Annotated in this window: 10 protein-coding genes; 8 read left to right on the top strand and 2 right to left on the bottom strand. The window is 66.2% G+C overall.

Features of this window, described 5'->3' with window-relative positions:
- A partial coding sequence (locus tag WNB94_RS10680) for a beta strand repeat-containing protein (RefSeq protein WP_341390375.1) occupies window positions 1-1,810 on the top strand: 1,810 nt, incomplete at its 5' end.
- A gap of 50 nt (window positions 1,811-1,860) precedes the next feature.
- Window positions 1,861-3,600, top strand: a complete 1,740-nt coding sequence (locus tag WNB94_RS10675; RefSeq protein WP_341390374.1) for a ShlB/FhaC/HecB family hemolysin secretion/activation protein — start codon at window positions 1,861-1,863, stop codon at window positions 3,598-3,600.
- Window positions 3,601-3,673: 73 nt separating this feature from the next.
- Here WNB94_RS10675 and WNB94_RS10670 read toward each other — a convergent pair whose 3' ends face one another.
- The gene (locus WNB94_RS10670; RefSeq protein ID WP_341390373.1) at window positions 3,674-4,357 is read right to left on the bottom strand and encodes a PEP-CTERM sorting domain-containing protein; all 684 of its coding nucleotides are present in this window, start codon (window positions 4,355-4,357) and stop codon (window positions 3,674-3,676) included.
- Window positions 4,358-4,543: 186 nt separating this feature from the next.
- Here WNB94_RS10670 and lpxC point away from each other — a divergent pair, with 186 nt between their 5' ends.
- From lpxC to WNB94_RS10655, 3 genes are all read left to right on the top strand, one after another.
- On the top strand, window positions 4,544-5,479 hold the full coding sequence (lpxC, locus tag WNB94_RS10665; RefSeq protein WP_341390372.1) for a UDP-3-O-acyl-N-acetylglucosamine deacetylase: 936 nt from the start codon (window positions 4,544-4,546) through the stop codon (window positions 5,477-5,479).
- A gap of 9 nt (window positions 5,480-5,488) precedes the next feature.
- Window positions 5,489-5,671 (top strand): hypothetical protein, encoded by a 183-nt coding sequence (locus WNB94_RS10660; protein WP_341390371.1) that lies wholly within the window; start codon window positions 5,489-5,491, stop codon window positions 5,669-5,671.
- A gap of 148 nt (window positions 5,672-5,819) precedes the next feature.
- Complete coding sequence (locus WNB94_RS10655; RefSeq protein ID WP_341390370.1) at window positions 5,820-7,718, top strand: propionate--CoA ligase; 1,899 nt, start codon at window positions 5,820-5,822, stop codon at window positions 7,716-7,718.
- Between the two features lie 11 nt (window positions 7,719-7,729).
- Here the strand turns inward: WNB94_RS10655 and WNB94_RS10650 are convergent, their stop codons facing one another.
- Window positions 7,730-8,980, bottom strand: coding sequence for a polyhydroxyalkanoate depolymerase (locus WNB94_RS10650; protein ID WP_341390369.1), 1,251 nt, complete (start codon window positions 8,978-8,980; stop codon window positions 7,730-7,732).
- A 251-nt stretch (window positions 8,981-9,231) separates the two neighbouring features.
- Here WNB94_RS10650 and WNB94_RS10645 point away from each other — a divergent pair, with 251 nt between their 5' ends.
- From WNB94_RS10645 to WNB94_RS10635, 3 genes are all read left to right on the top strand, one after another.
- A complete protein-coding gene (locus WNB94_RS10645; RefSeq protein ID WP_341390570.1) occupies window positions 9,232-9,894 on the top strand; it encodes a glutathione S-transferase family protein in 663 nt (220 codons plus the stop codon).
- A gap of 111 nt (window positions 9,895-10,005) precedes the next feature.
- Window positions 10,006-10,725 carry a UPF0149 family protein gene (locus tag WNB94_RS10640; protein WP_341390368.1) on the top strand — a complete coding sequence of 240 codons (720 nt, stop codon included), beginning with the start codon at window positions 10,006-10,008 and terminating at the stop codon, window positions 10,723-10,725.
- A gap of 22 nt (window positions 10,726-10,747) precedes the next feature.
- Window positions 10,748-11,614, top strand: a complete 867-nt coding sequence (locus WNB94_RS10635) for a metallophosphoesterase (RefSeq protein WP_341390367.1) — start codon at window positions 10,748-10,750, stop codon at window positions 11,612-11,614.
- The last annotated feature ends 5 nt before the right edge of the window (window positions 11,615-11,619 follow it).

Raw genomic sequence — 11,619 nt, 5'->3', positions numbered from 1 at the left:
AGCCTTGACCACCACGGCCACAGGCGTGTTTGCGGACAAGAACGCAGGCACCGGTAAAACCGTGAACCTCACGGCCACCACCAGCGCAGGCGCCAACACCAGCTTGGCCAACTACACCGTGACGGAGCAAGCCACCACCACGGCTGACATTGCCAAGAAGGCCGTGACGGTGAGCGGCATCACCGCTGCGGGCAAGGCTTACGATGGCACCACCAGCGCCACCGTGAGCACCGCCAATGTGGTCTACGCAGGCTTGGTTGAAGGCGAAGCCTTGACCACCACGGCCACAGGCGTGTTTGCGGACAAGAACGCAGGCACCGGTAAAACCGTGAACCTCACGGCCACCACCAGCGCAGGCGCCAACACCAGCTTGGCCAACTACACCGTGGCGGAGCAAACCACCACCACGGCTGACATCACCCCCAAGGCCGTGACCATCAGCGGCATCACAGCCGCCAACAAGGTCTACGACGGCAACACCGCCGCTGTGGTGGACGGCAGCGGCATGATCGCCACTGGCCTGGTGGGCGACGAGCGCATCACCCTGGGCGAGTTCATGGGCACCTTTGCCGACAAGAACGTCGGCACCGGCAAAACGGTGACGTTCATCGGCGGCTACAGCGCCGGGCCCGACACCGACCTGAACAACTACGCCATCACCGGGCAAGCCAGCACCACGGCCAACATCACGCCCAAGGCCTTGACCATCAGCGGCAGCAGCGTGGCCAACAAAACCTACGACGGCAGCACCACGGCCAGTGTGACCGTGGGCACCCTGAGCGGTTTGGTGGAAGGTGAAACCCTGGGCGCCACCAGCGCCACCGGTGCCTTTGCCGACAAAAATGCCGGTGCCAACAAAGACGTGTCGGTGACCTACACACTCACCGATGGTGCGGCCAGTATCACGGCAGGTGCACCGATCTTTGACGGCAGCGGCAACATCATCGGCAGCGCGCCCTTGGTGCTGCCCGGCGCCAAGGCCAGCAACTACAGCCTGGCGGCCCAAACGCTCAAGGCCGACATTGCCCAGAAGGCATTGACCGTGAGCGGCTTTGCCGCCAGCGGCAAAACCTACGACGGCACCACAGCCGCCACCATCACCAACGCCGGCAGCTTGGTGGGTGTGGTGCAAGCCGATGCCACCAAGGTGACCTTGGACAACACCGGCGCGACCTTTGCTGACAAAAACGTCGGCACAGCCAAGACCGTGACCTTGAACGGCACCGGCCTGAGCGGTGCAGAAGCCGCCAACTACAGTCTGGCCGAAGCAGCCGTGACCACGACAGCGGACATCACCCCCGCCACCTTGACCTACGTGGCCACGCCGGTGTCGGTGATCCTGGGGCAGCCCTACACCCTGAGCGGTGAGGTCACGGGCTGGAAGGGCGATGACACCCAGGCCAGCGACACCAGCGGCACCGCACAATGGCTGGCCCAGGGCAACACCCAGGCACCCGGCACGCTGGCCGTGCAGGGCAGCGGTTTGACAGCACAAAACTATGTGTTCACCCAGGCGGCGGGCAATGCCCAGGCCTTGGTGCTCAAGCCTGGATCTCCGCCCGTGGTGGTGAGCAATGCTGCAGCGGGCATCGTGCAAGATGGCCCGCTGGCGGGCAGCACGCTGTCAAGCAACAACCGCCTGGGTCAGAGCACCTTCAACGCGGACGGTCGGGGCCAAAGCGGCAATGGCAGCACGGATGGCAGCGCCACACCCGGCGTGGCTGTCAACACCAGCACCCAGCCTTTCGGGCAAGGCACCTTGAGTGTGGTGAACGAGGGCGTGCGCTTGCCGCCCGCCTTGATCAATTGAGGCCCGCAGGCCACTCGCTCCACCACCCCCCCCAAGCACCATCTTCAGCCATGACCAACTCGCACCACTCTTTGCGCCCCCGCATTGCCAGCGCCACCCTGGTGGCTCAAGCCTGCCTGATCAGCCTGGCCCTGCAGGCCTGGGCCGTCCAGGCCGCCGAAGCGCCCACACCCAACGCCGGCAGCCTGCTCAATGAGGTCCGCCCCGTGCAACCGGCTGCACCAGCGGCCACGCCACGCATCCTCACGCCCGATGCGACCGCCGCTGACGGCGCCGACAGTGCCCAGCAGGGCGCCCGCTTCTTGCTCAAGCGCCTGGTGTTCACCGGCAATCAGGCCCTGAGCACAGCGCAGTTGCAAGCCCACCTCCAGGCCACGTTTGGCACACTGGAGGGCAGCACCGTGAGCATGGGCCAGGTGCGCCAGATGGCCGCCAGCCTGACGGCCCTGTACCGCAGCCAAGGCTACCCCTTCAGCCGTGTGGTGGTGCCCCAGCAGGACGTGACCGATGGCAGCCTGACCCTTCAGGCCGTCGAGGCCCGCCTGGGCAAGCTGCAAATCAACAACCAAGGCCGCATCGGCGACGCCACCCTGGCCCAGTTGGGCGGCGCCATGCAGCCCGGTGCGGACATCACCCAAGACAGCCTGGACCGCACCTTGCTGCTGATGTCTGACCTGCCCGGCGCGCAGGTGCAGGCCACCATCCAGCCTGGGACCGAGACGGGCACGTCCGATTTGGTGGTGACCCACACCACCCTGCCCTTGTTCAATGCCCGCGCCACACTGGACAACCACGGCAACCGCAACATCTCTCGCGCTCGCGCCGGGCTGGCCCTGACCTGGTTGAACTTCAGCCCGGTGGGCGATAAAGCCAGCCTGGACGTCATCACCTCGGGCGGTGGCCTGGCGTATGCACGCGGCGCCTACGAGCGCTGGTTGACGGGCTCGGGCTTGATCGGCGGCGTGCAAGCCTCCCACCTGAACTACCGGCTGGGCGAGGAGCTGAGCGCCTTGGAGGCCAATGGCAAGGCCGACACGGCAGGCCTGTGGCTGCGCTACCCTCTGCAGCGCACGCAGCGAGGCAGCGTCTTTGTGCAGGCCGGGGCGGAGCACCTGAGCCTGAAGGATCTGGTTGACAGCGCATCTGTGCGCAATGCGCGCACCATCACACGGGCCAATGTCAGCATCAACGCAGACCGCCGTGGTCTGCTGGGTGGGGCGGGCCAAACCAGCGGCTCGGTTCAGATCACCCACGGGCAGGTGTCGTTCAACGATGATTTGGCCCAGGCATCGGATGCTGCCACGGCGCAAACCAAGGGCAGCTTCTCCAAGCTGGAGTGGGCCGTGAGCCACCGACAGGCGTTCAGCCCCGTTGACGAGCTGCTGCTGTCCATCACCGGTCAGCAAGCCAGCAAGAACCTGGACAGCTCACAGAAGTGGGTGATCGGCGGCCCCGGCAGTGTGCGCGCCTTTGACAACAGCGTGGCCTCTGGCGACAGTGGCTACACGGCCACGGCCGAATGGCGCCGTCAGGTGGGGGCCTTTCACGGCCCCATCACGGCCAGCGTGTTCTATGACTTGGGCCATGTGCGCTTCAACCACAAGCGCTGGGCTGCGGTCACCGGTGGCCATGACGTGACCATCGCCGGCCTGGGCGTGGGCTTGAGTTGGACGGGGCGCAACAGCGCTGTCGCCCTCAGCCTGGCCACCCCCACCACCGGGCGCCGCGACCCGGCCATGCAGGGCGCTCGCACGGGTGTGCTGTGGGTCAGTGCGGTGTTTCAGTTCTGACCGCCCTCAATGCTTTGGCAATCTGCGTAAACGTGCCCGGGCCAGCACCGCTCACCCGGGCACCTGAACGATGTCAGGCCTGCACGCGACGGCGACGAGCCGCCCAGGCGGTCACGCCCAGGCCGGCCAACACCAAGGCATAGGCCGAGGGCTCTGGCACCGGCGTCACAGCCACAGGAGTACTCAGGGCACCCGCTGCAATCGAGCGGCCCGAATCCTCGAAGCCCCATGACTTGACCTGCAGAAACTCATTGCCCGCCCGGCCGACACGACCTCCGTCCAGGTTGACGGTGACCCAGCCGTAATAGGTGTAAGGCTCACCGGTCACCCGCGTACCGTCGTAGCCGGCAGAAAACGCCAAGGGATAGCTCTTTTGAAACTGCACCGCATAGGTCTGATCACCGGAGTAGTAGGTGTCATAGAACGACACGCTCGATACGCTCCATTTGGGCGGCGCAAAGGTGGCCGCGTCAATGATGGTGCCGGGGACCACCGTGCCCCAAGTCAGCAGCGTGGGGCTCGTTCTCTCCGGCGAGCGGGTCAGCGCAGAAAACCCAGCGTAACCACCGAACCACATGTCGTATGTCCAGGCGTTAGTGACCGTCAGCTCCATGATCGAGAGCCCGTCAATGTCGAGTGGGTTGTTGGCACTGGACACCACGGCGGCTTGGGCTTGAGGCGCCAGTGCGGCAGAGGTCATCACCACGGCGGCGGCCATGGCGCGCAGGTTGAAGGGCAAGGATGCGGATGCATGCATGTCGGGGTACTCCAAAAAAATCAAACAGACAATTGACTGCGCTGGAGTGTAGGAACGCCGACCCGAGAGGATTCATCGCAATTCTGTGAGCTGCCCCCCGCGTTCAAGCGCCCGATGTTGTGGGTGAGCTGCCTGGTATGCGGGCCTTGGCGTGCAGCTTGCGGGCATACCCGCGATAATCGCCAGATGCTGCAACAACGCACCCTCAAATCCCTGACCCGTGCCGTGGGCGTGGGCCTGCACAGCGGCCAGCGCGTCGAGCTGACGCTGCGCCCTGCGCCGCCCGACACCGGCATCGTCTTTCGGCGGGTGGACCTGGCCCAGCCGGCCGACATCCCCGTGCGGCCGGATTCGGTGTGCGACACGCGCATGGCCACCACGATTTCGCCCGGCGGCGACCCGGGGGCACCCAAGGTCAACACCATCGAGCACCTGATGTCGGCCTGCGCCGGCCTGGGCCTGGACAACCTGTACGTGGACATCACGGCCGAAGAGGTGCCCATCCTGGACGGCTCGTCGGCGGCGTTTGTGTACCTGCTGCAAAGCGCCGGCATCGAGTTGCAAAAGGCGCCCAAGAAGTTCTTGCGCGTGAAGAAGCCCGTGGAAGTGCGCGAGGGCGAGGGCCGCCACCTGAAGTGGGCCCGGCTGGAGCCCCACCATGGCTACAAGCTGGCCTTCGAGATCGACTTTGACCACCCGGCGGTGGACATGACCGGCCAGCGCGTCGAATTTGACTTTGCCAGCGGCCAGTACAAGCGCGACATCGCCCGGGCCCGCACCTTTGGCTTCACCAAGGACGTGGAGATGATGCGCTCGCGCGGCCTGGGCCTGGGGGCCAGCATGGACAACGCCATCGTGGTGGACGACCACCGCGTGCTGAACGCCGACGGCCTGCGCTATGACGACGAGTTCGTGAAGCACAAGATCCTGGACGCCATCGGCGACCTGTACGTGGCGGGCCACCCGCTGCTGGCCTCGTACACGGCCTACAAATCGGGCCACGCGCTCAACAACCAGTTGTTGCGCGCCCTGCTGGCCCAGCCCGACGCCTACGAGATCGCCACCTTTGCCGACGAGCGCCAGGCCCCACGCGGCCTGGCCGAGCTGGCCCCTGCCTGGTAAGACCCCACCATGCTGCTGTTGCGCACCATTGGCTTGCTGATCGTTCTGGGCTTTCTGGTGTGCATGGTGTTGCACAAGCTGACCGGCAACCCCGTGTGGCGTGAGCGCGCGATGGTGCCCGTCAAGTGGGGCGTGGTGGGGTTGATGGCCTTCGCGGCGGTGTGGGTGCTGCGGCGCGCCGCCCTGTTCTGATTCAGCGACACATTCGCTTCCATCCACGCGGCACACTGTCGGCCACCTGACATTCCCGGGGTTCCCCCCTGTCCAAGGGGGGACGCCCGCTTTTAATATGGGACCCATACAAAACCAGCCTGCACGCACCGGCTGATGGGAGTCTCACATGTCTTACCCCGAGGTGTACCGTCGATCCATCGACGAGCCTGAGGCGTTCTGGCGCGATCAGGCGCAGCGCATCCACTGGCACCGGCCCTTTGAACAGGTCTGCGATGCCAGCAACCCGCCGTTCGCGCACTGGTTTGTGGGCGGCGAAACCAACCTGTGTCACAACGCGGTAGACCGGCACGTGCCGCTGCGGCCCGACCAGCCGGCACTGATCCACGTCTCGACCGAAACCCACACCGAATCCAGCCTGAGCTACGGGCAACTGTACGTCGAGGTGCAGCGCATGGCCGCCGTGTTGCAGGGCCTGGGCGTGCGGGCCGGCCACCGCGTGCTGCTGTACATGCCGATGATCCCGGAGGCGGTGATTGCCATGCTGGCCACCGTGCGGCTGGGGGCCATTCACTCGGTGGTGTTCGGGGGGTTTGCCAGCCATGCCCTGGCCACGCGCATCGACGATGCCCGCCCCACCGTGATCGTCACGGCCGATGCCGGCTCGCGCGGGGGCAAGGTGATTGCCTACAAGCCGCTGCTGGACGACGCCCTGCGCCTGGCCCACCACGCCGTGCCGCACGTGCTGCTGGTGAACCGCAAGCTGGCCCCGGGCGACTTCATTCGCGGCCGCGATCATTGTTACCACGCGCTGCGCCGCGAGGTGCTGGACGCGCAGGTGCCGTGCACCTGGGTGCCCTCCGAGCACCCCAGCTACACGCTCTACACCAGCGGCACCACGGGCAAGCCCAAGGGGGTGCAGCGCGACACCGGCGGTCACGCCGTGGCCCTGGCCATGTCCATGGACCTCATCTTCAACGGTCAGCCCGGTGAAACCTTCTTGTGCACCAGCGACATCGGCTGGGTGGTGGGCCACAGCTACATCGTCTACGGCCCATTGCTGGCGGGCATGACCACCATCCTGTACGAGGGCCTGCCCACGCGGCCGGATGCCGCCGTCTGGTGGTCGCTGGTCGAGAAGCACCAGGCCTCGGTGATGTTCTCGTCGCCCACGGCCATCCGTGTGCTCAAGAAGCAAGACCCGGACTGCCTCAAGCGCCACGACCTGTCCAGCCTCAAGCACCTGTTTCTGGCCGGCGAGCCGCTGGACGAGCCCACCGCCCACTGGATCGGCGAGGCCATCGGCAAGCCCATCATCGACAACTACTGGCAAACCGAAACAGGCTGGCCCATCCTCAGCCTGGCGCGCGGGGTGGACACCACCACCGCGCCCAAGCTGGGCTCACCCGGCGTGCCCATGCCGGGCTACCGCGTGGTGCTGCGCGACGACACCACGGGCGAGCCACTGACCCGCCCGGGCCAAAAGGGCGTGCTGACACTGAGCCACCCGCTGCCGCCAGGCTGCCTGCAAACCGTCTGGGGTGACAACCAACGCTTCGTGAACACCTACTGGTCCAGCTTTCCTGGTGAGACGGCGTACAACACCTTCGACTGGGCCACGTGCGATGACGACGGCCACTACGTCATCCTGGGTCGCACGGACGACGTGATCAATGTGGCGGGCCACCGCCTGGGCACGCGCGAGATCGAAGAGGCCGTGAGCGCCCACAACGCGGTGGCCGAGGTGGCCGTGGTGGGGGTGAGCGACGACCTCAAGGGCCAGGTGGCACAGGCTTTTGTGGTGCTCAAGATCCCAGCCACCGCCGACGACGACGCGGCCCGCGAGGCCCTGCAGGCCGACATCCTGCGCACGGTGGAGCAGCACCTGGGTGCGGTGGCGCGCCCCGCGCGCGTGCACTTTGTCAGTGCCTTGCCCAAAACCCGCTCGGGCAAGTTGCTCAGGCGGGCCATACAGGCGGTGTGCGAGGGCCGCGCCACCGGCGACCTGAGCACCATGGAAGACCCGAGCGCACTGGAGCAATTGCAGGCCGCGATGGCGCCGCACTGAGGCTGGCGCGATCAGGTGCTGGTCTGGTGGATCAGGTCACGCACGCGGGGGTAGATCTCGTTTTGCCAGCGCCGGCCGCTGAACACGCCGTAATGGCCCACACCGGTCTGCACATGGTGCTGGCGCCAATACGGACGCACGGCCGTGCACAGGTCTTGCGCCGCCACCGTCTGCCCGATGGCGCAGATGTCGTCGCGCTCGCCCTCCACCGTGAACAAGGCCGTGCGCCGGATGGCAGACGGGTCCACGCGGGTGCCCCGCCACATCAGCTCGCCGCGCGCCAGGTCGTAGCGCTGAAACACCTTGTGCACGGTCTCCAGGTAGAACTCGCCCGGCAGATCGGCCACGGCAAAGTACTCTTCGTAAAAGGCCTTGGCATGGGCCACCTTGTCGGGCTCACCGGCCGCGATGGCCTGGTACATGTCCATGAAGGCCTGCTCATGCCGCTCGCGGTTCATGCTCATGAAGGCCGTGAGCTGCACAAAGCCTGGGTAGACCTTGCGGCCTGCGCCCTTCTGGGGCCAGGGCACGGTGTGGATCATGTTGCCCTCAAACCAGCTCAGGGGGCGCTCGGTGGCCAGCTCATTGACCCGTGTGGGGTTGACACGGCAGTCGATGGGGCCGGCCATCAGCGTCAGGGACCGGGGCTGCGCAGGGTGGCCATCCTGGGCCATCAGGGCCACGGCGGCCAGCGACGGCACACAGGGCTGACAGATGGCCATGAGGTGGGCGCCGGGCCCCATGCGGTCAAGGAAGCGGATCAGGTGCTCGATGTAGTCGTCCAGCCCGAACGGGCCATGCTTGAGGGGCACGTCACGGGCGTTGTGCCAGTCGGTGATGTAGACATCGTGGTCTTGCAGCAAGGTGCGCACGGTGTCGCGCAGCAGCGTGGCAAAGTGGCCTGACATGGGCGCCACCAGCAGCACGCGGGGCTGCTCGGGCGCGCCTTCTTTCTTGAAACGCAGCAGGGTGCCAAAGGGGGTGCGCATCACCGCCTCTTCATGAACGGGGTAGGTCTGCCCCAGGCTCACGACCTCGTCGATGCCGTACTCGGGACGGTGATGGGTGGTGCGCAGACGGGCAAACACCTCGTTGGCCGCCGCCCACGAACGTGCCAGTGCGCCGCCTGCCAGCAGTTCATTCAGGCTGGACTGGGCTGGCCCCTCGGGCAGCAGCCGGTGCAAGCCATCGGCCACCCCCTGGGCCAGATCACGCCAGGGATCCAGCAAGGTTTGTTGTGCCTGGAAGCTCGAGTACAGCATGCGCGGTCCTTGTGATGAGCACGGAAGTGCCTGATCTGGATCAGAGCAAGTTGCGAGCCACCCCGACATGGCATGGCGCTTGCTGCACCCTGCAGTGCACCACACCGCCACAAGCCACCGAGGAGACACCCATGGCTGTCACTGCCAAGGCACCGGGCAAGGCGCCCACCACAGCGCCCGCCAAGGCCGCCAAAAAGGCGCCCACCAAGATGCCTGCCAAGGCCTCCACCAAGGCGCCCACCCAGGCGCCCATGCTGGCCAGCACCGCCACGCTGACGATCACCAGCAAGAATTACTCCTCGTGGTCTTTGCGGGGGTGGTTGCTGGCGCGTTTTGCGGGCCTGCCCTTCGAAGAAGACGTGCTGCCGCCCGATGACCCGTCCACACGCGCGGAAATCCTGCTGTTGTCCTCGTCCATCCTGGTGCCCTGTCTGGTGCACAACGGCATCCGCGTGTGGGACACGCTGGCCATTGGCGAATACCTGCACGAAGCCTTCCCGCAGGCCGGCTTGCTGCCCGCCGACATGAAGGCACGCGCCCACTGCCGCGCCATCTGCGGCGAGATGCACTCGGGGTTTTCTGCGCTGCGCTCGGCCCTGCCCATGAACCTGCGCTCGCACTTTCCGAAATTCAAGGTGTGGTCGCGTGCGCAGGCCGACATCGACCGCATCACGGCGATCTGGCGCGAGTGCCTCGACACCTATGGTGGCCCCTACCTGTTCGGCGCCCAGCGCACCATGGCCGATGCCATGTACGCCCCGGTGTGCACGCGCTTTGCCACCTACGACGTGAAGCTGGACCCGGTCTGCCGGGCCTACAGCGACCTGATGCTGGGACAGCCCGAAATGAAGGAGTGGATCAAGGCCGCCAAGGCCGAGCCCAACGACATTGACGAGCTGGATGTGGAGTTCTGAGGCCGGGCGCCATGCACCAGGGGTGTGCGCCTGTGCAGGCGGCGGTGCACCAGCACTGATTTCACCGGCATTCACCGGCACAATGGGGCTTTTGATGCCCGCCCCACTGCCATGAACGCCAAGACCGCCCTCAGCGACGAAGACATTCACGAGATCGACATGCTGCTGGCCGCCGTGCCGGCCCCGTTTGAAACCGTGGACGCGGTCATTCTGGATGGTTACCTGGCCGGCATCATCGTGCAGCCCGTGGACATCCCGCCCGAAGACTGGATTGGCCCGATCTTCGGCACCGAAGGTGCCCCCGAACCCGACATCCCTGGCTGGACGCAGGCCCAGCACGACCGCCTGCTGGAGTTGATCTTCCGGCGCAAGGCCGAAATGCAGCGCGACATCCTGGAGGATGGCTGGTTCGACCCCATCATCCCCATGATCGAAGACGATGATGGCCAGGCCGTCGAGGGCGAAGAGGCCCTGCAGGGCCTGGGCTACTGGGCCGCGGGTTTCGAGTGGGCGATGGCCAACTTCCCGCACCTGGAAGAAGCCGGACTGGCGGGCGTGCCCGACCTGCTGGATTCGATCTGGCGCCACCTGCCCGAGCAGGACGAGACGCAACAGGCCATCACCAAGGCGCTGAACGAAGACCATCCGCTCAAGGGCCTGGACGAGGCCATCGAGGCCCTGGTGTTCGACGTGGTGGACCTGACCGAGATCGGCATGGCCGAGCGCCTGAAGGTGGAGACCGTGGTGCGTGACCAGCCCAAGGTGGGCCGCAACGACCCCTGCCCCTGCGGCAGTGGGCGCAAGTACAAGCAGTGCCACGGGGCCAACTGAGCCCCCACGTCAACGTGGTGCCATGAAGCTGCAACTGGTCTCTGATCTGCACCTGGAGCGTTACCCGGACTACACGCCCGAGCCCGCCCCGGAGGCCGACGTGCTCATCCTGGCGGGCGACATCGGCTCGTACCAGCGCGGCTCGTTGCTGGCGCAGCGGGGGGATCAGGATTTTGGCCTGGGGCGGTTTTCACCCCTGAGGGCCGACGCCCCCTGGAAGCGCGTGATCTTCGTGCCCGGCAACCACGAGTACGACGGCCTGGAATACGACGAGGCGGGGCCGCGATTGCGTGAGGTGTGCGAGCGCCTGGGCCTGATCTGGCTGGACCGCGAGGTGGTGCTGATCGACGATGTGCGCTTTGTGGGCACCACGCTGTGGAGCGACTTCGAATCGCTGGCGCACCGCGAAGCCAGCCCGGTGCGTCAGCAGGAGATGCTGAAGAAATCGCTGCGCGCGGCCAACTTCTACCTCAGCAAGAACAGCACGCTGCGCGGCGGGCAGCACCTGCTGGCCGAAGACATCCAGCCCATGGGCCGTGACTGCCAGCGCTGGTTGCGCGAGGCGCTGATCAAGCCGCACGACGGCCCCACCGTGGTGGTCACCCACTTCGCGCCCACCTTGCACAGCAACGACCCGCGTTACGGCCTGAACCCGGGCACGGCCGGCTTTTGCAACCACCTGGACGACCTGCTCTTCCACGTGGACCTGTGGGTGCACGGCCACCTGCACTGCCCCAACGACCACACGGTGCGTGGCATCGAGAGCGCCATTCCCTGGGAGTGCCGCATCGTTTCGAACCCGCGTGGCTACGCCGTCAAGGGCGAGCAAGACAGCTTTTGCGAGCGCATGGTGGTGGATGTGCCCCGCCGCCCTGAACGCTACTACTGACCCGC

It is taken from the genome of Aquabacterium sp. A3, assembly GCF_038069945.1.
Classification (GTDB): domain Bacteria; phylum Pseudomonadota; class Gammaproteobacteria; order Burkholderiales; family Burkholderiaceae_C; genus Aquabacterium.
This window is presented reverse-complemented; position numbering and strand designations above follow the sequence as displayed.